Source organism: Comamonas aquatica (assembly GCF_018064205.1).
Lineage (GTDB): Bacteria > Pseudomonadota > Gammaproteobacteria > Burkholderiales > Burkholderiaceae_C > Comamonas > Comamonas aquatica.
On the sequence record NZ_CP072916.1, the window covers coordinates 2,536,287 to 2,557,381 of the forward strand.

Genomic DNA, 21,095 nt, shown 5'->3' on the forward strand with positions numbered 1-21,095 from the left:
GGCGGCCTGCACAGCCGCCACGGTGGGCACAGCCCCCAAGCAGGGGTCGCGCCGCGAAAACAAAGCCGCCAGTGTAAAAGCCCGCGCAAGGGTGTGCGCCCAAAAGGCGCGGCGCAACCACCTGCGACCGCCGTGTGGGCCGGGTGTGACAAACATTGTTTGACAATTCAGGGCCGCACACCGGCCATGCCACAATCGCCCGCATGCCTGCGACGCCTTCCCGCTCCAACGCCTTCACGCCTGCCCCCTCCTCCGGGGACACGGGCATCATGCCCGACCTGTACCGGCTGAGCGTCGGCCCCGTCAACGCAGCGTATTACCAACGGCACTTCCAGCGCTTCGAGACCCTGGGCAAGGCCGTGCCCACCTGGAACCATGGCGCCGCCTTCTGCACGCTGGCCTGGCTGGTGCTGCGCAAGCTGTGGCGCCCGGCGGCCCTGTACCTGTGCCTGCTGGCCGCGCTGCTGCTGGTGTGGTGGGGCGGCGTGCACGGGCGGCTGCCGCTGCCGCTGGAGCTGGCCCTGTGCCTGCTGGTCGGCATGCTGCTGTGTGTGGTGCCGGGCACCCTGGGCAACGCCTTGTACTACCAGCATGTGCGCCAGCACACGCTGCAGACGCTGACCCGCGCCAGCTCGCTGTCACAGGCACGCGCGCAGCTGGCGGAGCAGGCCGTGACCAAGGACCGCCTGCACACCATCGCCTCCATCCAGGCCCTGCTGCTGGCCGCCCTGACCGGCCTGGTGCTGCACCAGGTCAAGCAAGGTGGACCGAGCGAGGCCCCCGCACCGTCCGGCCCGCCCGACCTCGTCATTCCCCAGGTGTCCAACCTGGCACCGACGCAGCCTGTGGCCTTCACCCCCACGCCTGCGGCCGACCATCCCGCCGACAGCGCGCCCGCAGCGCCCGCGCTGTCCCTCGTCACACTGGCCCAGGCCGTGCCCGCCACGCCCGAAGTCGCCCCAAAAACGGCCCTGGTCGCCGAGCCGGCAGCGGCGATTGCGCCAGCCCCTGCAGCACCGGCCGTTGTGCCTGTGCCGCCACCAGCCCTGGCCGCGGCATCGCCCCCGGCAACGCAGCCAGCCCCGGCCAAGAAAGCCGTGACACCGCCTGCGCCAGCCGCCAAGCCCCCCGCACCGGCCAAGCCCGAAAAAACCGACAAGGGCACCAAGACCGCCAAGGCCGGGAAAGCCGACAAGACCAGCAAGAGCCCCCCCGAGCCCAAGCCTGCGCCCGCAACAACCAACGGGCGCCTGGTGCCCGGCAAGTTTTACCTGAACGCCGGTGTCTACGCCCAGGCCGCGAATGTCGACAAGGCCGTCCAGCAATTGCAGGGCGCCAAGCTGAATGCCCTGCGCCAAACCGTCAGCAGCAGCAAGGGCGATCTCACGCGCCTGCGCATCGGTCCGTTCGACACGCGCCAGCAGGCCGAGCAGGCCGCCGTCAAGGCCAAGCAGCTGCGCATCGACGCCAGCGTGTTCCAGCATCCGCGCGGCTAGGCGCGTTTTGCCGTGGCGGGGCCATGGCGCTCAGGCCCGCCACACCGGCTTGCAGATCGACACAAACCGTCACACATGAAGCGCAAAATGGCCGACGTGGGCTGGTATGGTCCCAGCATGTTCAAGAAGGAGCCCGTCCCATGCACGTTGGATTGCACGCACTTGCCATGACCGCGGTGGCCGCACTGGCCGCTGGCTGTACGCTGACGCCGCCCCGCGCCGGTGGGGCCGGCCCCCAGCAGGCCCCCCGCACCGTGCAGAACTGCAACCCGGACAAGGCGCAATGGGCCGTGGGCAAGACCAACACCGAGCACAACGTGTCCGAGGCGCGCAAAAAGGCCGGCGCCTACATGGTGCGCGTGCTGCGCCCCGGCCAGGCCGTGACCATGGAGTTCAACGCCGAGCGCCTGAACCTGGAAGTGGACGCCACCGGTCGCATTGTCGCGGCACGCTGCGGCTGACGCTTTTGATAGCAGGTCACGCAGCAGGCACGGCTGCTTTCAGCACCTAACGACCTGAAAACCAGCAAGCACCTGCGCGAGGTGCTTTCTTTTTGGGAGTTGCACAGACCCGGACCGCAAGGCCCCGGGCACCCAGTCGCTCAGGCATCGCCCAGGAACAGCGCCTGCAGATCGCTGAGGAAATCAAAGCCGCGCTCCGTCGGGGTCACGCGCCCGTGCTGGCGCAGCACCAGCCCCTTGCGCTCGGCCTCGTCCAGGGCCGCGCTGATGGTGCTGATGGGCAGGCCGGTGCGGTCCAGGTATTCCTGGATGGCAAAGCCACCGCGCAGGCGCAGCGCGTTCAGCATGTACTCGAACGGCAGGTCCTTGCGGCGCACATCCTCATCGCTGGCCAGGGCACGCCCGGCCAGGGCGGCGTCCATGTAGCGCTGCGGATCGCGCAGCTTCACCTGGCGCACCACGCGGTGCGCAAAGCTGAGCTTGCCGTGCGCTCCCGCGCCAATGCCCAGGTAGTCGCCGAACTGCCAGTAGTTGGTGTTGTGGAAGCACTGGTGGCCTTCGCGCGCATAGGCCGAGATCTCGTAGCGCTGCATGCCGGCCGCACCGGTCATGGCGGTGATGCGATCCAGCATGTCGTAGGCCGTGTCCTCCTCGGGCACCACGGGCGGGAACTTGGCGAAATAGGTGTTGGGCTCGATGGTCAGGTGGTAGATGGAGATGTGCGGGGGGTGGAAGCCCAGCGCCGTTTCCAGGTCGCGCACCAGGTCGGCCTCGGTCTGCCCCGGCAGGGCGTACATGATGTCGAGGTTGAAGGTCTCGAAGGCCTCGGCCGCCTCCTGCACCGCCGCACGCGCCTGGGCGCCGTCGTGCACACGACCCAGGGCCTGCAGGAAGCGGTCGTCAAAGCTTTGCACGCCGATCGACAGGCGCGTCACCCCGGCATGCCGGTAGGCGCGAAAGCGTTCCTTCTCGAAGGTGCCGGGGTTGGCCTCCATGGTGATTTCGCAGTCCGGCTCCATGCGCAGGCGCGCGCGCAGGCCGCTGATCAGGCGGTCGATGCTGTCCGGGCTGAACAGGCTGGGCGTGCCGCCCCCGATGAAGACGCTGTGCACGGTGCGCCCCCAGATCAAGGGCAGGCTGGCCTCCAGATCGGCCATCAGGGCGTCGATGTAGCGCTGCTCCGGGACACCACCGTCGGCCTGGCTGCGCTGCTCGTGCGAGTTGAAGTCGCAGTACGGGCACTTCTTCAGGCACCAGGGCAGGTGGATGTACAGCGACAGCGGCGGCAGCGCCGGCAGGCCCAGCGTGCCGGCGCGCATGTAGTGCTGCACGTCCTTGGGCGACTGGCCCAGGGCTGCGGTCTCTGCCGGATTAATAGGAATATTCATCGCATTCAAACGTCAATCGGTACTCAGGCTGCGCGGCAGGCCACCCGCGGCGGCGGCACAGCCCCCACCCGCCTCTGCCTCAGGCCGTGGCCAGCCACGTGGTGCGCAGCAACTCCATCATGGCGCGCGTGCTGCGGCCACGGTGGCTGTGGTCGTTCTTGAACTCGGGTGCCATCTCGGCAAAGGTCTTGCCGATCTCGGGAATGATCAGCACCGGGTCAAAGCCAAAGCCGCTGCTGCCGCGGCGCGCGGTGGCGATCTCCACGTGCACGCGGCCCACGGCGATCAGCGGCTCAGGGTCCTTGGGGTGGCGCACGCCCACCAGGGTGCTGACCATGGCGGCCTGGCGGTTGGCGTGTGGCGCCAGGTTTTCCAGCAGGCAGGTGACGTTGTTGGCGTCGCTTTTCTCGTAGCCGTAGTGCGTGCAGTAGTAGGCCGTGTCCACGCCGGGCTGGCCGTCAAAGGCGTCCACGCACAGGCCGGCGTCGTCGGCAATCGCCGGCAGGCCGGTGCGCTCGGCGGCAAAGCGCGCCTTGCTCAGAGCATTTTCCACAAAGGTGCCAAAGGGCTCGGGGGCTTCGCCCTCAAACAGATCGCCCTGGCAGATCAGCTCCACGCCCAGCGGGGCGAACATGGACTGCAATTCGGCCAGCTTGCCGCGGTTGTTGGAGGCGAGAACAATTTTCATGGGTCTAATCAGGCACTCACGCAGACATGGCAAGCGCCCATAGCTATCTATTTTGATGTTGATGACAAGGCCGGCGCGTCCGCTTGGTGCCAGCCAGCGCCCAGTGTCCGACAAACTGCAAGCCCATGTGGGCCACTGGAGTGGTCAGGCCGGCTCAGGACTTGCGCGCGGCCGAGCGGCGGATGGCGGCGTTGATCTCGGCGATGTTGCGCTCGATCTCGTCCTCGTCCAGGGGATCGTCCAGCGTGTCCAGCTCGTGCGAGGACTGGATGGTGGAGGCAAACCACTGCGTGGTCGTGGCGGTATCGGTCTCCACCCCGTGCTGGCTGTGCACGTCCTCCGGCACTTCCCACTCCATGGCCAGGGCCGTGACGTTGTCGCTCTTGTTGCCGGCAATCTGCAAGGCCGAATCCACCAGCGCCGGGATGGCGTGGTCCACCGGCAGGATCGACAGGCCGTGCAGCAGGGCCGGCTCTTTCAGCACGCCCCACAAACCGTCGGAGCACAGCAGCAGCCGGTCGCCGCTGCGCAGCGGGTGCGGGCCGCTGACATCGAAGATGGGCATGCCGGAGGCACCCAGGCAGGTGAACAGCACGTTGCGATTCAGCAGCCGGTGCGCCAGCAGCAGTGGCGTGGCCGCGCCGCGCTCCATCTCCAGGTACGAGTGGTCGCGCGTGCGCGCCAGCAGCTTGCCATCGCGCACCCAGTACAGGCGCGAGTCACCGCAGTGCAGCCAGGTCGCCTGCCCCCCCTGCACCACCGCCGCCACCACCGTGGTGCGCGGCGAGTCCGCCATCTTCTTGAGCTTGGCATAGCGCTGGATGTGCTGGTGCGCCGTGATGACGGCACGGTTCAGGAAGTCCGTGGGATCGGCCAGCGCCGGCGTGGCCTCGCGCTGGAACTGCGCCGCAATGCTTTGCAGGGCCAATTGCGCGGCCACCTCGCCCTCGGCATGGCCGCCCATGCCGTCGGCCAGCAGGAACAGCGCCGCATCGCGCGTGTAGCAGTAGCCCATGCGGTCTTCGTTGACGGCACGCCCGCCGCGGCGGCTGAGCTGGAAGACGGAGAATTTCATGGGGCCTTGATGCGGACCGAGGTTTCACCCGGCGACTGCGTCTTGCGCCCCTCGCCGATCAGCGAGTCCAGCTGCAGTCGCACCTTTTCCGACACGCTCAGCGGGGTGTAGCGGCGTTCGGTGTCTTGGCTCAGGGCCTTGTGCAGGGCAAACACCGACTGCGGCCGGTCCAGCGGGTCCAGGGCCATGGCCCACTGCACCAGCTCCAGCAGGTTGTCGGAGTACACACCGCGCAAGCGCGCCAGGGCCACCAGCAGGCGGTCCTTCTCGCGGCGGCTGGGCACATCGGCCGGCGGCTGGCCGGTCATGCAGGCGAACATGCAGGCGCCGATGGCGTAGATGTCGGTCCACGGGCCCATGCTACCGTTGCGCCGGTACATCTCAGGGGCCGCAAAGCCAGGGGTGTACATCGGGCGGATGAAGTTGCCCTCTTTGTTCAGCACCTCGCGGGCCGCGCCGAAGTCGATCATCACCGCGCGGTCATCGTCGGTGACAAAGATATTGGCCGGCTTGATGTCCAGGTGCAGCATCTTGTGCTGGTGCACGATGCGCAGACCGCGCAGCACCTCGTCGAACAGCGAGCGGATGGACGACTCGCGCAGCACCTTGGCGTGCTGCTGGGCCCGCGCCGTCACGATGTATTCCTGCAGCGAGGCGCCACGCAGGAAGTTCATGACCATGTAGACGGTTTCGTTCTCGCGGAAGAAGTTGAGCACGCTCACCACCGAGGCGTGGGAGATTTGCGTCAGCGCACGGCCTTCTTCAAAGAAACTTTTCAGGCCCAGCCGGTACAGCGACAGCTTGTCCTGCGCCACCTTGGGCACCAGCTCGCCCGGCGCGCGCGTGGCCAGGGCCGCAGGCAAATATTCCTTGATGGCCACGTCCTGCCCCTGTCGGTCCTGTGCCAGATAGACCACCCCGAAGCCCCCCGAGGCCACCTTGCGCACCACGCGGTAGTCGCCAATCACGGTATCGGGTGGCAAGGGCGCTGGCTTGATCCGGGAAGACATTTTGTGCAGGTAAACCTCAAGGTCGGAGCGGAAACCGGATAATCAGGGGATTGCAAGCAACCAAAAGAAACGTCCAATGGCAGTTTACAGCATGACCGGATACGCCAGCGTCCAGCACACGCCGGCGTCCATCGAGGACAACACCTCTGCGCCCAATGTGCGTCTGGGGCTTGAAATCCGCGCCGTCAACAGCCGCTTTCTGGATCTGACCTTCCGCCTGCCCGATGAGCTGCGCAGCCAGGAACCCGCCCTGCGCACCCTGCTGACCCAGCGCCTCAAGCGCGGCAAGGTGGAAGTGCGCGCCGCCATCGATGTGGACATCTCCGCCTCGCTGCCCCAGCCCACGCCCGCCCTGCTGCAGCGCATGCAAAGCGTGCAGGACCTGGTGCAGGCCTGGCTGCCCGACGCCAAGGGCCTGTCCGTGGCCGATGCGCTGCGCCTGGCCGGCAGCGGCAACGCCGTCTGCGTGGACTGGCAGGACATCGTGCCGCAGGTGGCCGACAGCGCCGTGCAGGCCCTGGTCGAAGCCCGCGCCCGCGAAGGCGAGCGCCTGGCCGAGATGCTGCAGGACCGCGTGCAGCAACTGCGCACGCTGGCCTCCCAGGCCGCCCCCCTGGTGCCGCAACTGGTCGAGCAGCAGCGCCAGCGTTTCCTGGACCGCTGGCAGGAAGCCATGGGCCTAACCGAAGGTCAAGTCCCCCCCGAAGCAGCCCGCGAGCGCGCCCTGTCCGAAGCCACGGCCTTTGCCATCCGCATCGATGTGGCCGAAGAGATCACCCGCCTGGACTCGCACCTGGACGAAGTCGAGCGCCTGCTGAAAAAGGGCGGCGAAATCGGCAAGCGCCTGGACTTCCTGATCCAGGAAATGCACCGCGAAGCCAACACCCTGGGCTCCAAGTCGGCTGCCCTGGATCTGACACGCATCAGCGTGGACATGAAGGTGCTGATCGAGCAGATGCGCGAGCAAGTCCAGAACATTGAATAACCACCGTTAAAACCACAGGGCGCGCAAGCGCCCTTTTTGCAAAGTCGCCACAAGCGCCACCGCTGTTTATGGAACACCCCGGAAACCTCTTTGTCGTCGCAGCTCCCAGCGGAGCCGGTAAATCCAGCCTGGTCAAGGCATTGCGCTCGTTCGATGCGCGCGTCTACCCGTCCGTGTCGCACACCACGCGTGCGCCGCGCGGGCAGGAAAAGCATGGTCGCGAGTACTTTTTCGCATCCGAGCAGGAGTTCGACGCCATGGTCGCCAACAATGCCTTCGTCGAATGGGCGAACGTGCATGGCAAGCGCTATGGCACCTCGAAAAAAGGCATCCAGGACCGCCTGGCCAATGGCGAAGACGTGCTGCTGGAGATCGACTACCAGGGTGCCCTGCAAGTGCGCGAGTCCTTCCCCCAGGCGGTACTGATCTTCATCCTGCCCCCCAGCTGGGAAGAACTGCGCTCGCGCCTGGAAAACCGTGGCGAGGACGCCCCGGAAGTCATCGAGCTGCGCATGAAGAATGCGGAAGAAGAGATGGCCCAGGTCGGAAAATTCGACTTCGTTATAATCAACGAGTTGTTCGAGAGCGCGCTCTTTGACCTGAAAGCGATCATTCACGCCCAGCGCCTGAAGTACGCGTCGCAACGCCGCCTGCGCGGCGACGTGTTTGATTCGCTCAACCTATCCTGAATTCCCCCGGAGTACCCTGATGGCACGCATCACCGTTGAAGATTGCCTGGAGCAAATCCCCAACCGCTTCCAGCTTGTGCTGGCCGCAACCTACCGCGCCCGCATGCTGAGCCAAGGCCACACCCCCAAGGTGGAATGCCAGAACAAGCCCGGCGTGACCGCCCTGCGTGAAATCGCAGAAGGCAAGGTGGGTCTAGAAATGCTGAAAAAAGTGCCAGGTTAAGCCTGTTTGCTGTTTTCAAGTCTGTGCAAGTCGGCAGACAATAGAAGCACCGTATCGCGGTGCTTTTTTTTTACTATGTCTATCCCCGCTTTCCCGCGATACATTTAGGGCATGAACGCGGCTTTCAATTCCAAAACAGACGACATCCCCCGAACCTCGCCCGACGTGTCCCTTGATGCACGTTTGGAAGTTGCGGCCCGCGTTTCTGCTGCGCATTTCGAGCGCATGCTGGACTATCTGTCCTATCTGCCGCCCGCTGACATCGAACTGGTGCGCCAATCCTGGCGCTACGCCGACAAGGCCCACACCAACCAGTGGCGCAGCAGCGGCGACCCCTACATCACCCACCCGATTGCCGTCGCCACCATCTGCGCGCACTGGAAGCTCGATGCCCCGGCGCTGATGGCTGCGCTGCTGCACGATGCCATGGAAGACTGCGGCATCACCAAGCAGGATCTGGACGAGCGCTTCGGCCCCGTGGTGGCCGATCTGGTAGATGGCCTGACCAAGCTGGACAAGCTGCACTTCAACACGCGCGAAGAGAACCAGGCCGAGTCCTTCCGCAAGATGCTGCTGGCCATGGCTAAGGACGTGCGCGTCATCCTGATCAAGCTGGCCGACCGCACCCACAACATGCGCACCATGGGCGACATGCCGCGCAGCAAGTGGAACCGCATCGCCTCCGAGACCCTGGAGATCTACGCCCCCATCGCCCACCGCCTGGGCCTGAACCAGACCTATCGCGAGCTGCAGGACCTGTCCTTCCGCTACCAGCGCCCCTGGCGCTATGAGACCCTGGAAAAAGCCATCACCAAGTCGCGCGCCCGCCGCCACGACCTGGTGCTGCGCGTGCAAAACGAGATTGCCGCCGAGTTCGACCGCGTCAATCTGCCCGCCCGCCTGGCCGGCCGGGAAAGCACGCTGTATTCGCTCTACCAGAAAATGCTGCGCCACCACCTGACCTTTGCGCAGGTGACCGACATCTACGGCTTTCGCATCATCGTGCCCACGGTGACCGACTGCTACACGGCGCTGGGCATCCTGCACCAGATGTACAAGCCCGTGCCCGGCAAATTCAAGGACCACATTGCGATTGCCAAGGCCAATGGCTACCAGTCGCTACACACCATGCTGGTTGGCCCCTCGGGCGTGAACATCGAGTTCCAGATCCGCACCGAACCCATGCACATCGTGGCCGAAGCCGGCATTGCCGCCCACTGGCTGTACAAGTCGCAGGGCAAGCAGGAGGTGCTGAACACCAAGTGGCTGCAGTCGCTGCTGGACATCCAGACCGAGACCAACGACGCCACGGAGTTCTGGGACAACGTCAAGGTGGACCTGTTCCCGGACTCCATCTACGTCTTCACGCCCAAGAGCAAGATCATGGCCATGCCGCGGGGCGCCACGGTGGTGGACTTCGCCTACGCCATCCACAGCAACATCGGCCACCACACCGTCTCCGCCCTGATCAACGGCGAGCCCGCCTCGCTGCGCTCCGAGCTCAAGAGCGGCGACGTGGTGCAGATCATCACCGACGACAGCGCCAACCCCAACCCGGCGTGGCTGGGCTTTGTGAAGACCGGCCGCGCCCGCTCCAAGATCCGCAACTACCTCAAGACCGCAGCGCACAGCGAGTCCATGGTGCTGGGCGAGACCCTGCTGGCCCAGGCCCTGCGCGAAGAAGGCATTGCCACCGTGCCCGGTGACGACGAGGCCAACAAGGCACTGTGGGCGGCCGTGCTGCTCAAGGCCAACAGCCCCAGCCGCGAAGACCTGCTCACCGACATCGGCATGGGCCGCCAGGCCGCCGGCTGGGTGGCGCGCCACTTCATGGCCGAGCTGTCCAGCCAGGGCCAGCGCCCCGACGCCCTGCTGCTGACCCAGGAACGCTTCGGCAGCCAGAGCCTGCGCAGCCACAGCACGGTGGCACTGGACGGCAACAGCAACAGCTCCGTGCGCTATGCCAGCTGCTGCCGGCCCGTGCCCGGTGATCCGGTGGTGGCCTATCTGGGCCGTGGCGACGGCCTGCACGTGCACAACGCCCAGTGCGTCAATGCCAAGCGCCTGCAGCACACCGACAGCGAACGCTTCGTGCCCGTGGAATGGGCCGAGGAAAGCCGGCAAAAGCTGTATGACAGCGGCATCCGCGTCACCATCCACAACCAGAAGGGCGTGCTGGCCCGCGTGGCCACCGAACTGAGCAACGCCAACGTCGACATCCGCCGCCTGGAGATGGACGACGAAGCCGCCATGCAGACCACCGAGCTGCGCTTCATCGTCTCCGTGCACGACCAGCAACAGGTGGAGGCCGCCCTGCGCAGCCTGCGCCGCGTGCCCACCGTGGTGCGCGCCGCCCGCATCCTGCCGCTGGAATAAGCCGCGCACGCTGGTCACCGCATGCTGCCCTTGGGGCCGCATTTTGTATGCGCCTTGATCAAAACAAGAGCTGTCCGCGTACGTGATGCGGACGTTTCAGGTGGTTTTCATTCTGAAATTCAACATAGACGCGCGCAGACAGCTCCTTTTTCCTGAGCTTGTCCAATCCGCCAGACCAGGCCCCAGCACACCTTCCTGCGCCTGCGCCGAGGCAACACGCGCCAGCACAGACACGTGCACAGGTTCAGGCTCAGGAATAGGCAACCAAGGCGCCCGTTCTCGCCAAGCTGCCGTCTGCAGCGGCGGCATATCCCGCTCAGGCGGCTGGCGGCGGGTACTCCACGTCCAGCACCTCCAGCATGCGCACCCCGGCCGGGGTGGGCAGCGGCACCTCGTCGCCGATCTTCGCCTTCAGCAGCGCCCGCGATACCGGCGCAATCCAGCTCACCTGCCCCTGAGCACTGTCGGCCTCGTCGATGCCCATGATGGTGATGGTGCGCTCCACGCCTTCGTCATCGGCATAGGTCACGCGCGCGCCGAAGAACACCTGCTCGCTGCCGTGGTGCACCGACGGGTCGACCACCTCGGCAGCTTCCAGCCGCTTGGTCAGAAAGCGGATGCGGCGGTCAATCTCGCGCAGGCGTTTCTTGCCGTACAGGTAGTCGCCGTTTTCCGAGCGGTCGCCATTGCTGGCCGCCCAGTGCACGGTCTCCACGATCTTGGGACGCTCGTTGTCGATCAGCTCCAGCAGCTCGGCCTTGAGCGTCTGGTAGCCACGGGGCGTCATGTAGTTCTTGCTGCCCTTGGGAATGGCGGGCAGGCTGGGCAGGTCATCGTCGTCGTCCTGCCCATCGGTTTCCTTGGTGAAAGCCTTGTTCATGGGGCCGCATCTTCACACAAAACCCGTGGCGCCCCGGCGGGATGCAGGGCACAAACCAAAAAGTCCCGACACCTTGCGGTATCAGGACTTCCAATTGGTGCGGCTGGCAGGAATCGAACCCACGACCCCTTGGTTCGTAGCCAAGTACTCTATCCAGCTGAGCTACAGCCGCTAAGCCATCGATTATAGGCCTAGCAATTACCCTTAATTCTCAAAAAGATGAAAAAATCTTTTCATCCTCCACATCAACCCCGGAGATACCCAGAAAGACAAAAGCCTCAGAGATGTGCATCTCTGAGGCTTGAATCTGGTGCGGCTGGCAGGAATCGAACCCACGACCCCTTGGTTCGTAGCCAAGTACTCTATCCAGCTGAGCTACAGCCGCTAAGCCATCAACAACCGAAGCTGCTGACTGCATCCAATCGCTTGGATACAGACCTTGCTGTTGCTCAATCAAAAAGCAAGGCTTTCATAAAAAGAGAAAAGCCCTAGAACTTACGTTCTAGGGCTTCAATCTGGTGCGGCTGGCAGGAATCGAACCCACGACCCCTTGGTTCGTAGCCAAGTACTCTATCCAGCTGAGCTACAGCCGCATTGGCGGAGAGGGTGGGATTCGAACCCACGGTAGCATTGCTGCTACGCCTGATTTCGAGTCAGGTACATTCGACCACTCTGCCACCTCTCCTGCGTGTCGAAGCTGCTATTGTAGCAGCGTTTTTGACCGCTTCCGGCAAACCCGGAGTTTTTTAGGCTTGCAGGCGTTCCAGGCCGCCCATGTATGGGCGCAGCACCTCGGGGATGACCACCGAGCCATCGGCCTGCTGGTAGTTTTCCAGCACGGCGACCAGGCAGCGTCCCACGGCCAGGCCGGAGCCATTGAGCGTGTGCACCAGCTCGTTCTTGCCCTTGGCGTTCTTGAAGCGTGCCTGCATGCGGCGGGCCTGGAAGGCCTCGCAGTTGGAGATCGAGCTGATCTCACGGTACTTGCCCTGGCCGGGCAGCCACACTTCCAGGTCATAGGTCTTGGTGGCGCCAAAACCCATGTCGCCAGTGCACAGGCTCATCACGCGGTATGGCAGGCCCAGCTTCTGCAGGATGGCCTCGGCGTGGCCGGTCATCTCTTCCAGCACTTCGTAGCTCTTTTCGGGGTGCACGATCTGCACCATCTCGACCTTGTCGAACTGGTGCTGGCGGATCATGCCGCGCGTGTCACGGCCGTAGCTGCCGGCTTCCGAGCGGAAGCACGGGGTGTGCGCCGTCAGCTTGATGGGCAGCTCCGCCTCCTGCACGACCACGTCGCGCAGGAAGTTGGTCAGGGGCACTTCCGAGGTGGGGATCAGGTACAGCGCCTGGTTGTCCGGCACTGGCTCGCCCTCCTGGCCGCCCTTCTTGGCGGCGAACAGGTCGCCTTCGAACTTGGGCAACTGGCCGGTGCCACGCAGCGAATCGGCGTTCACGGCGTAGGGCACGTAGCACTCGGTGTAGCCGTGCTCGCCGGTCTGCACGTCCAACATGAACTGCGCCAGCGCACGGTGCAGGCGGGCAATGCCACCCTTCATGACGGTGAAGCGCGAACCCGACAGCTTCACGCCCATGTCAAAGTCCAGGCCCAGGGGCGTGCCCACGTCCACGTGGTCTTTGACTTCAAAGTCAAACGTCTTGGGGGTACCCCAGGTGCGCACGACCACGTTGTCTTCCTCGCCGGCGCCCACCGGTACGCTCTCGTGCGGCAGGTTGGGCACGGCCTGCAGCATGGTTTCCAGCTCAGTCTTGATCTGTTCCAGGCGCGCGTCGGACTGCTCCAGCTCGGTCTTGGAGGCGGCCACCTGGGCCTTGGCGGCTTCGGCGCCGTCCTTGTCGCCCTTGCCCATCAGCATGCCGATCTGCTTGGACAGCTGGTTGCGCTGGGCCTGCAGCTCCTCTGTGCGGGTTTGCAAGGTCTTGCGCTCGGACTCCAGGGCCTGGAAGGCTTCCACATTCAGGAAGGCTTGCGGCTTCTTACGGGTTTCCAGGCGCGCAATCGCGGAGTCGAGGTCTTTACGGAGAAGAAGAATGTCTAGCATGGTGGCAATTTTAGTGGGGCGGGCCGGATCGGGACGCCAGCGCCGCAGTGCATCCGCCATTGTGCGGCAGTTGCTGTTCAGTTGCAGGCTGGTGTGCCGATAGAGAGGAAAGGCCCCCGCACACATCCAAGGAGATTGGCAGATGTTTTATGTTTTCGGCATCCACGGCCCCATGTACCAGGGGGGGCCCGATCGCCTCAGCCAGATTGCGGCCGTGCGCGGCGTGCAACGCCCCAGCGGCCTGCGCGCCAGCAGCAGCGGGATCGAGTCGCAGGAAGCCCAGGCGCGCAACCCGGACCTGCTGCACCACCTGACTGCCCGCGCCCAGGGCGCCGTGTCGGCCTACCTAGGGACCGAGCAAGGCCCCAAGGAAGAGCGCAAGCGCCTGTACCTGGTGCGCGACGTGATGACGCGCGGCGCGGTCACCGTGACGCCCGAGCTGACGGTGGAGCAGGCCTGGCAGGTGCTGGCCAGCAAGAAGATTGCCCAGGCCCCGGTGCTGGATGCCCAGCAGCGCGTGGTGGGCCTGCTGCTGCGCGCCGACATGGCACCGCTGGCGCTGCTGCCCGAGCCCGGTGCGCTGCGCGATGCCATCGCCCTGGCCAAGCGCCCGGTCACCGAGGCCATGCTGTCGCCCGTGCCCGCCGTGGCCGAGGACACCGACCTGCGCCGCGTGGCCCATGTGCTGCTGGACACCGGCCTGCCCGGCCTGCCCGTGACCGATGACCTGGGCCACCTGAGTGGCTTCATCAGCCGCACCGACATCCTGCGGGCCGTGGCCAGCGATCCACCGCTGGACCTGTGGGGCTGAGCGCCGCGGGCACGCAACGCAGATAAAAAGAGCGCCTAGCGCTGGTTGTTCGCGGTCTTCAGCATCAAAACAGGCTGAAGTGCTTGCAATACCAGCGCCAGGCGCTCTTTTTACAGGAGTGACCTGTGCGTAAAACCCAGGTGCCTCAGGCGCCGGTTTCGGGCGCCTTGCGCACCTCGATCTCCAGGCCCGTGGCCGGGTCGATCATCTTCAGGCCCTTGGGCAGCGGGAACTTCATGGTTTCCTCCACGCCGTCCATCTTGCGCACGGAGACCGCGCCCAGCGCCTTGATGCGGGCGATGACGCCGTTGACCAGCACCTCGGGGGCCGAGGCCCCGGCCGTCAGGCCCACGCGGCTGGCCGATTCGAACCACGCCTGCTGCAGCTCGTCCGCGTTGTCCACCATGTAGGCGGGCGTGCCCAGGCGCTGTGCCAGCTCGCGCAGGCGGTTGCTGTTGGAGCTGGTGGGGCTGCCCACCACGATCACCACGTCCACCTGCGGCGCCAGCACCTTGACGGCATCCTGGCGGTTCTGTGTGGCGTAGCAGATGTCCTGCTGCTTGGGCTCGCGCACATGCGGAAAGCGCGCCTTGATGGCGGCCTTGATGCCGGCGGCATCGTCCACGCTCAGCGTGGTCTGCGTCACCACGGCCAGCAGCTGCGTCTGCCTGGGCTGGACCCTGGCCACATCGGCTTCGTCTTCCACCAGGTGGATGCCTTCGGACAACTGACCCATGGTGCCTTCCACCTCGGGGTGGCCCTTGTGGCCGATCATGAGGAACTCATAGCCCTCCTTGGCCAGCTTGGCGACCTCGACGTGCACCTTGGTCACCAGCGGACAGGTCGCATCGAAGATGCTGAAGCCGCGCGCCTGCGCCTCTTCCTGCACCGCCTTGCTCACGCCGTGGGCGCTGAACACCAGGGTGGCGCCCGGGGGCACGTCCGACAGCTCTTCGATGAAGATCGCACCCTTGTCCTTCAGGTCGTTGACCACGAAGGTGTTGTGCACGATCTCGTGGCGCACATAGATCGGGCGGCCGAACTTCTGCAGCGCCCGCTCGACGATCTCGATGGCGCGGTCCACACCGGCGCAAAAGCCCCGGGGCTCGGCCAGCAGGATTTCTTTGGCGTCGACCACCTCAGAGCACCCCGATGATCTGCACTTCGAAGGTCACGGGCTGGCCCGCCAACGGGTGGCTGAAGTCGAACAGCACGGCGCCGTCCTCGCGCACCTGCACCACCGAGCCGGCATAGCTGCCCAGCCCGTCGGGTGTGGGGAACTGCACCACGTCACCCGCGGCGTACTGTTCGTGCGGGTCGCCCAGTTCGTTCAGCAGCTTGCGAGCCACCCACTGCAGCATGTCGGGATTGCGCTCGCCAAAGGCCACGCCGGCGGGCAGCTCGAACGTGGTGTGCGTGCCTTCGGGCAGACCGATCAGTTGCTCCTCGATGGCCGGCGACAGCTCGCCAGTGCCCAGCGACAGCGTGCCGGGCTTTTCCAGGAAGGTGTTGATCACATCACCGGCCGGGCCGGCCAGACGGTAGTGCAACGTCAGGAAGGAGCCCGCTTGTACGGTGGGCACAGAAGTCGTGGTCGAAGGCGCGGAATTGGTCATGGAAGTCCCGATAAACTGGCCGCCATTGTAGAAAACCGGGCATGCCCCTGCGCCCTTGGCGTCTGTTTATCCCACTTTCAGCCCCAGGACCATGGCCTTCAAAGATCTGCCGACCGACACCCTGCCCCGCGAAAAGCTGCTGGCACGGGGCGCTAGCGCCCTGTCAGACGCCGAGTTGCTGGCCATCCTGCTGCGCACCGGCCTGGCCGGCTGCAGCGTGCTGCAGATGGCCCAGGGCCTGCTGGACCGCTTCGGCGGGCTGGCCGGGCTGCTCAACACCGACGACCAGGCGCTGCACAGCGTCAAGGGGCTCGGCCCTGCCAAGCGTGCGGAAATGCTGGCAGTGATGGAATTGGCCAAACGCGCCACGGCCCAGCAATTGCGCGAACGCGAGGTCTTCGACCACCCCGGGGCCGTGAAGCACTACCTGCAACTGCACCTGGGCCACCGCCCCCACGAGATTTTTGCCGTGCTGTTCCTGGACAGCCAGAACCGATTGATTGCCATGGAAGAAATGTTCCGGGGCACGCTGAGCCAGACTTCGGTCTACCCCCGCGAGGTGGCCTTGCGCGCCCTGCACCACCACGCTGCCAGCGTGATCCTGACGCACAACCACCCCAGCGGCAGCGTGCTGCCCAGCCCGGCTGACCACGCACTGACCGCCACCCTGAAGCAGGCCCTGGGCCTGTTGGATGTGCGCGTGCTGGACCACATCATCGTGGCGCAGGGCGCCAACCACTCCATGGCCGAGGCGGGACAGCTATGAGCCAGGCCTTTCGCCACCACGGCCTGCACGCGCTGGGCGGCATCTCGCGCGAGCTGAAGCTGCAGCGCGAGCGCCAGGAGGCCGCCGAACTGGCGCGCCGCCAGGCCGAAGCCGCCGCCGAGCGCGAGCGCAACCTGTTCACCCACTTCGTGGGCGCCGTCACACCGCTGCCGCACACCGACCGCTTTGCGTTCGAGCAGGCCCCGCCCACGCCGCGCCGCCTGCAGCATGAGCTGGACGAGGAACGGGTGCTGCACGAGGCCATGAGCGACGAGTTCGACGTCAGCACCCTGCTGGACGTGGACGACCAGCTCAGCTTTCGCCGCCCCGGCATCGGCCTGGACGTGACACACAAGCTGCGCGCCGGGCACTGGAGCATCCAGCGCCAGTTGGACCTGCACGGTCTGCGCTCCGACGAGGCGCGCGAGGCACTGGGCCAGTTCATCCGCCTGGCCCACCGCACCGGCCTGCGCTGCGTGCGCGTGGTGCACGGCAAGGGCCTGGGCTCGCCCGGCAAGACGCCGGTGCTCAAGTCCAAGGTCCAGCGCTGGCTGGTGCAGAAAAAGGAAGTGCTGGCCTTTGTGCAGGCCCGCCCGGCCGAGGGCGGTGCCGGTGCTCTGGTGGTGCTGCTGCAGCCAGGCAAGCGCAAGCTGTACTGAACGCAGCGGACACGCCGCGGTGGCGCGCTGTCACACGGCAGCGGCCCTGGGCACAACCTGCGGCTGCACGCCCGGGCCCGGCGCATGCCCTGCGGGGGTTGAGTCATGTCCCCCTGCTCAGCGCCGCCCAACACCCATCTTCCGCCAGACACGCCAGGGGACAGGTTCCCCCTTTTTTCATAGCAAACTGCGCTCTCACTGCTTGGGGATACGGGCCTTTTCGATCACCACGCCCCAACGCTGGATTTCGGACTGCAGCAGCTGCGTCGTCTGTGCGGGCGTGCTGTCTTGGGCCTGCACGTGGAGCACACGCAGCTTCTGCACCACGTCCGGGTGGCGCACGGCGGCAGCAATCTCCTGGTGCAGGCGCTGGACCACGGCAGGTGGCGTGCGCGACGGCACAGCCAGCGCATTCCAGGAGGCAGCGACAAAGCCCGGCACCCCGGCCTCCTGCGCCGTGGGCACTGCGGGCAGCAGGGCCGAGCGCTGCGCGCCCGCCACCGCCAGCAACTTGACGGCCTGGGACTGGATCTGCCCCATCAGGGGCGCCAGGATTTCCACCGCCACATCGATCTGCCGGCCGCGCAGCGCCGTCACCACTGCGGGCGTGCCATTGAAGGGCACGATCTGCGCGTCGATGCCGGCCGCCGACTTGAACAGCTCGGCCGCCAGGTGCTGGGTGCTGCCCACATTGATGCTGCCGATGTTGAGCTGCCCCGGGTGCGCCTTGGCATAGGCCACCACCTCGTTCAGGCTCTGGAAACGGGCTCGACCATCGGTGATCACACCGATGTCGAAGTAACCCAGGGTGGAGATGGGCGTCAGGTCCTGCACCAGGTCGAACGGCAGCTGCCGAAACAGGTTCACCGTGACCGCGCTGCCGTTGGGCAGCAGAAACAGGGTGTGGCCGTCGGGCGCAGACTTGACCACCGTGTCCGCCGCCACAATGCCTCCGGCGCTGGGCTTGTTCTCGATGATCACCGCCTGCCCCAGCTGGGTGGACAGCTGCTGCGCCACCACGCGCGAGGTCACATCGGCCACGCCCCCTGCGCCAAACGGCACGACGATGCGCAGCGGCTTGCCCGACAGAGGCTGGGCCTGCGGCGCCACGGCGGGCAGCAACGCCAGCACCAGACTCATCCACGCACGCGTCCAACGTGCCCCCCAGCCCGATGTGCGACGGCCTTGCATGGTGATCTCCTTGGATAGTTATGCAAGCCAGTGTGCCAGCGCCCTGCGCCGCCCTGGTGGCGGTGGACGTGCTAGCAGCTATGCGCCCACGGCATACCTTGGCGGCCCACAGCCCGCTCAGCGGCCGGTCTGCTCGAAGGCGTATTTCTCGGTGTCCACCTCGCCCTGGGCCTGCAGGCCATAGCGGTCACCGGCAATCGCCTGGGGCTGGAACAGGGCATCCAGCCCGGCCAGCACCGTGGGGCTGAGTTGGATGCTGCCGCCCCGCACGTCTTCCAGCAGATGGTCCACACGGGTAGTGCCGGGCAGGGCCACCACGTGCTCGCCCTGGTGCAGCACCCAGGCGATGGCCAGTTCGGCCAGGCTGCAGCCCGCCTGGGCGGCCAGCACCTGCATCGGGGCCAGCAGCTGCAGATTGCGCGCATAGGTCTCGGGCGCAAAGCGCGGCATGCTGCTGCGCATGTCGCTGGCCAGCAGCTGCGTCACGTCCTGCAGCTGCCCGGGCAGAAAACCACGCCCCAGGGGGCTGAAGGCCACGTAGGCAATGCCCAGCTCGCGGCAGGCCGCCAGGGTGCCCAATTCGGCATTGCGCGTCCACAGCGAATACTCGCTTTGCAAGGCCGCAATCGGGTGCTCGCGGTGGGCGCGGCGCAGGGTGTCCACCCCCACCTCGGACAGGCCCAGGGCCCGCACCTTGCCCTCTTGCACCAGGCGCGCCAGCGCCCCCACCGACTCCTCGATCGGCACGCGCGGGTCCCAGCGGTGCAGGTAGTACAGGTCGATCACATCTGTGCCCAGGCGGCGCAGGCTGTCCTCACAGTTTTGGCGCAGCGCCTGGGGGCTGCCATCGATCACGCGGCGCAGCACGCCATCCGCACCGCGCACCCCGGCCATCCCCCCCTTGCTGGCCAACACAATGCGGTCACGGTGGGGCTGCAGGATTGGTCCCACCAGCGATTCGCTGGCCCCGAAGCCATACAGGGCCGCCGTGTCAAACAGCGTCACCCCGGCCTCCAGCGCCGCGTGCAGCACGGCCTGTGCCTGCTGGTACGTGGCCCCGCTGCCGTAGCCATGGCAGAAATTCATGCACCCCAGCCCCACGGCTGAGACGGAAAAAGGACCTATCGAACATGTATGCATGGTGCTGAGCTTACGGCAACCCTTGCACGCTATCGACTTGGTAGCTTGATGCGCTTCCTGCAGGCAGGCTAGAGGCTATTTTGACCTCAAACGATCGCGGCGCTGCCTGGATCCGCTCCCGCGAAGCTGGGGTGCTTCAGCGCTGCGCGTGCTGTCCCGTGCCCTGGGGCATGCACACAAGCCCCGCGCAGGCCCCCAACGGCAACCGGGACATCTGCACCCTGCGACAATCGCGCCGCGCGCGCCGCCGGGCCCACCCGCGCTGATACATCCATCGTCCATGGCCCTCGATCCCTTCACCCTGCTCGTCCTCACCTCGGCCATGGCCGCAGCCTCGGCGCTGTACCTGGCCGCCGAATGGCGCAGCGTGCGCGAACGCTCGCTGCTGCTGTGGAGCACGGGCTTCGCCATCATCGCCGTGGGCTGCGTGCTGGCCCTGCTGCGCTCGCGTGGCTATGTGTTGTTCGGCATCTGGTTTCCGAACGGGATGCTGATCGTGGCCCACTGGATGTTCCTGTCGGGTGTCGCCGCATTCACGCGCACCCGGCTGCCGCGCGCCTGGTGGCTGCTGGTCGCCGTTTGGCTGGCCATGCTGGCACTGCCCGGCGGCCCCTGGTGGTCCAAGGCAATGCTGGGTATCCAGTCGCTGCTGATCGCCGTCATCAGCTTGCGCGCCGGCCTGCTGCTGCGCCCGCAGGGCGGCGCCTTGACCTTGAGCGTGGGCGCGGCGCAGCTGCGTTTCGTCCTGCTGGTGCACGGCCTGTTCTACCTTGCCAAGGCCAGCTCGACCCTGGTGCCGGACGCCTTCATCAACCTGGCCAGTTTCCGCGGCACGGTGATCCTGGTCTCGCTGGTCGAAGGCGTGATGGCGATCATGCTGTTGGCCATGTCCATGACCGGCACCGAGCGCCACCGCCGCGAGGAACGCATCGCGCAGATCGCTGCCCGCGACCCGCTGACCGCCCTGGACAACCGCCGCGCGCACTATCTGCGCGCACCGCCGCTACTGCAGCAGGCCTCGCCGACCAGCCCCGGCGCCCTGCTGCTGATCGACATCGACCACTTCAAGCAGGTCAACGACCTGCACGGCCACGATGCCGGCGACCGCCTGCTGGTGACCTTCGCTGACATCCTGCGCAGCACCCTGCCCGACGGCGCGCTGGCCGCGCGGCTGGGCGGGGACGAATTCGTGATCCTGCTGACCAACACCTCCAGCGCCGCCGTGCAGGCGCTGTGCGAGACACTGCGCGAGGCGTTCGCGCAGCAAGCGCGCACGCTGTTCGCGACGCCCGAGCCCGTGGCCCTGAGCATTGGTGCCACCATGTTCGACCAGCCCGACACGGAACTGTCGCACTGGCTCAAGCGGGCGGACGACGCCCTCTACGCATCCAAGCGCAAGGGTCGCGACCGGATGGAGCTGGCCCCGTGGTCTCCTGGGCCGCCGCAGTGACACTCGCCGGGTCTTGACCGATAGCGGTCCTGTGGTCCGGACACTGCTCTGCCGTGCCTTCTGGCACGGTGGCCACCACCGCAGTGCAGCCAAGCACACGCCCCCAGCCACCACTGGTGCTTGCCTGT

At 66.1% G+C, this 21,095-nt stretch carries 20 protein-coding genes and 4 tRNA genes; 10 read left to right on the forward strand and 14 right to left on the reverse strand.

Annotation, left to right across the window (positions count from 1 at the left end):
* Positions 1 to 203: 203 nt before the first annotated feature.
* Positions 204 to 1,496 (forward strand): SPOR domain-containing protein, encoded by a 1,293-nt coding sequence (locus KAQ61_RS18980; RefSeq protein WP_210929304.1) that lies wholly within the window; start codon positions 204 to 206, stop codon positions 1,494 to 1,496.
* Between the two features lie 140 nt (positions 1,497 to 1,636).
* Positions 1,637 to 1,957 carry an I78 family peptidase inhibitor gene (locus KAQ61_RS11985; protein WP_043384062.1) on the forward strand — a complete coding sequence of 107 codons (321 nt, stop codon included), beginning with the start codon at positions 1,637 to 1,639 and terminating at the stop codon, positions 1,955 to 1,957.
* 140 nt (positions 1,958 to 2,097) lie between these two features.
* Here the strand turns inward: KAQ61_RS11985 and hemW are convergent, their stop codons facing one another.
* From hemW to KAQ61_RS12005, 4 genes are all read right to left on the reverse strand, one after another.
* Positions 2,098 to 3,345: a radical SAM family heme chaperone HemW gene (gene hemW, locus KAQ61_RS11990; protein ID WP_210929305.1), complete on the reverse strand. Its 1,248-nt coding sequence runs from the start codon at positions 3,343 to 3,345 to the stop codon at positions 2,098 to 2,100.
* Positions 3,346 to 3,424: 79 nt separating this feature from the next.
* Positions 3,425 to 4,033, reverse strand: coding sequence for a non-canonical purine NTP pyrophosphatase (locus KAQ61_RS11995; protein ID WP_043384075.1), 609 nt, complete (start codon positions 4,031 to 4,033; stop codon positions 3,425 to 3,427).
* 154 nt (positions 4,034 to 4,187) lie between these two features.
* Positions 4,188 to 5,108, reverse strand: a complete 921-nt coding sequence (locus KAQ61_RS12000; RefSeq protein WP_042417277.1) for a PP2C family protein-serine/threonine phosphatase — start codon at positions 5,106 to 5,108, stop codon at positions 4,188 to 4,190.
* Positions 5,105 to 6,118, reverse strand: a complete 1,014-nt coding sequence (locus KAQ61_RS12005; protein WP_210929306.1) for a serine/threonine protein kinase — start codon at positions 6,116 to 6,118, stop codon at positions 5,105 to 5,107. Before KAQ61_RS12005 ends, KAQ61_RS12000 begins: the two co-directional genes overlap by 4 nt.
* A gap of 91 nt (positions 6,119 to 6,209) precedes the next feature.
* On the opposite strand from KAQ61_RS12005, the gene KAQ61_RS12010 reads away from it, so the two are divergent.
* The 4 genes from KAQ61_RS12010 to KAQ61_RS12025 all read left to right on the forward strand — a co-directional run bounded on the left by KAQ61_RS12010 (position 6,210) and on the right by KAQ61_RS12025 (position 10,391).
* Positions 6,210 to 7,103, forward strand: coding sequence for a YicC/YloC family endoribonuclease (locus tag KAQ61_RS12010; RefSeq protein WP_338026699.1), 894 nt, complete (start codon positions 6,210 to 6,212; stop codon positions 7,101 to 7,103).
* Between the two features lie 68 nt (positions 7,104 to 7,171).
* Positions 7,172 to 7,792, forward strand: a complete 621-nt coding sequence (gene gmk, locus KAQ61_RS12015; protein ID WP_043384086.1) for a guanylate kinase — start codon at positions 7,172 to 7,174, stop codon at positions 7,790 to 7,792.
* A 19-nt stretch (positions 7,793 to 7,811) separates the two neighbouring features.
* Positions 7,812 to 8,015, forward strand: coding sequence for a DNA-directed RNA polymerase subunit omega (gene rpoZ / locus KAQ61_RS12020; protein ID WP_042417268.1), 204 nt, complete (start codon positions 7,812 to 7,814; stop codon positions 8,013 to 8,015).
* Positions 8,016 to 8,126: 111 nt separating this feature from the next.
* Complete coding sequence (locus KAQ61_RS12025; protein ID WP_210929308.1) at positions 8,127 to 10,391, forward strand: RelA/SpoT family protein; 2,265 nt, start codon at positions 8,127 to 8,129, stop codon at positions 10,389 to 10,391.
* A gap of 316 nt (positions 10,392 to 10,707) precedes the next feature.
* On the opposite strand, the gene greB is transcribed toward KAQ61_RS12025, so the two are convergent.
* The 6 genes from greB to serS all read right to left on the reverse strand — a co-directional run bounded on the left by greB (position 10,708) and on the right by serS (position 13,334).
* Complete coding sequence (gene greB, locus KAQ61_RS12030; RefSeq protein ID WP_042417264.1) at positions 10,708 to 11,271, reverse strand: transcription elongation factor GreB; 564 nt, start codon at positions 11,269 to 11,271, stop codon at positions 10,708 to 10,710.
* A gap of 95 nt (positions 11,272 to 11,366) precedes the next feature.
* A tRNA-Arg gene (locus KAQ61_RS12035) sits at positions 11,367 to 11,443 on the reverse strand.
* Between the two features lie 136 nt (positions 11,444 to 11,579).
* Positions 11,580 to 11,656: transfer RNA gene (locus tag KAQ61_RS12040), tRNA-Arg, on the reverse strand.
* A gap of 131 nt (positions 11,657 to 11,787) precedes the next feature.
* Positions 11,788 to 11,864, reverse strand: a tRNA-Arg gene (locus tag KAQ61_RS12045).
* Positions 11,865 to 11,866: 2 nt separating this feature from the next.
* Positions 11,867 to 11,956: transfer RNA gene (locus tag KAQ61_RS12050), tRNA-Ser, on the reverse strand.
* Positions 11,957 to 12,017: 61 nt separating this feature from the next.
* Positions 12,018 to 13,334, reverse strand: a complete 1,317-nt coding sequence (gene serS, locus KAQ61_RS12055) for a serine--tRNA ligase (protein WP_210929309.1) — start codon at positions 13,332 to 13,334, stop codon at positions 12,018 to 12,020.
* Between the two features lie 142 nt (positions 13,335 to 13,476).
* On the opposite strand from serS, the gene KAQ61_RS12060 reads away from it, so the two are divergent.
* Entirely contained in the window at positions 13,477 to 14,145 is a 669-nt protein-coding gene (locus KAQ61_RS12060; protein WP_045266355.1) for a CBS domain-containing protein, read from the forward strand.
* A 145-nt stretch (positions 14,146 to 14,290) separates the two neighbouring features.
* On the opposite strand, the gene ispH is transcribed toward KAQ61_RS12060, so the two are convergent.
* Both ispH and KAQ61_RS12070 read right to left on the reverse strand, forming a co-directional pair.
* The gene (gene ispH, locus KAQ61_RS12065) at positions 14,291 to 15,283 is read right to left on the reverse strand and encodes a 4-hydroxy-3-methylbut-2-enyl diphosphate reductase (protein ID WP_210929310.1); all 993 of its coding nucleotides are present in this window, start codon (positions 15,281 to 15,283) and stop codon (positions 14,291 to 14,293) included.
* A 1-nt stretch (position 15,284) separates the two neighbouring features.
* Positions 15,285 to 15,761, reverse strand: a complete 477-nt coding sequence (locus tag KAQ61_RS12070) for an FKBP-type peptidyl-prolyl cis-trans isomerase (RefSeq protein ID WP_042417254.1) — start codon at positions 15,759 to 15,761, stop codon at positions 15,285 to 15,287.
* A 91-nt stretch (positions 15,762 to 15,852) separates the two neighbouring features.
* On the opposite strand from KAQ61_RS12070, the gene radC reads away from it, so the two are divergent.
* A complete protein-coding gene (gene radC / locus KAQ61_RS12075; protein WP_210929311.1) occupies positions 15,853 to 16,527 on the forward strand; it encodes a RadC family protein in 675 nt (224 codons plus the stop codon).
* Positions 16,524 to 17,186: a Smr/MutS family protein gene (locus KAQ61_RS12080; protein ID WP_042417249.1), complete on the forward strand. Its 663-nt coding sequence runs from the start codon at positions 16,524 to 16,526 to the stop codon at positions 17,184 to 17,186. The genes radC and KAQ61_RS12080 overlap by 4 nt, the downstream gene beginning before the upstream one ends.
* A gap of 195 nt (positions 17,187 to 17,381) precedes the next feature.
* Here the strand turns inward: KAQ61_RS12080 and KAQ61_RS12085 are convergent, their stop codons facing one another.
* Together KAQ61_RS12085 and KAQ61_RS12090 are read right to left on the reverse strand one after the other, a co-directional pair.
* Positions 17,382 to 18,326 (reverse strand): Bug family tripartite tricarboxylate transporter substrate binding protein, encoded by a 945-nt coding sequence (locus KAQ61_RS12085; RefSeq protein ID WP_244983084.1) that lies wholly within the window; start codon positions 18,324 to 18,326, stop codon positions 17,382 to 17,384.
* 168 nt (positions 18,327 to 18,494) lie between these two features.
* Positions 18,495 to 19,517 carry an aldo/keto reductase gene (locus tag KAQ61_RS12090; protein WP_210929313.1) on the reverse strand — a complete coding sequence of 341 codons (1,023 nt, stop codon included), beginning with the start codon at positions 19,515 to 19,517 and terminating at the stop codon, positions 18,495 to 18,497.
* A gap of 280 nt (positions 19,518 to 19,797) precedes the next feature.
* Here KAQ61_RS12090 and KAQ61_RS12095 point away from each other — a divergent pair, with 280 nt between their 5' ends.
* Positions 19,798 to 20,967 (forward strand): GGDEF domain-containing protein, encoded by a 1,170-nt coding sequence (locus tag KAQ61_RS12095; RefSeq protein WP_210929314.1) that lies wholly within the window; start codon positions 19,798 to 19,800, stop codon positions 20,965 to 20,967.
* Positions 20,968 to 21,095 lie beyond the last annotated feature (128 nt).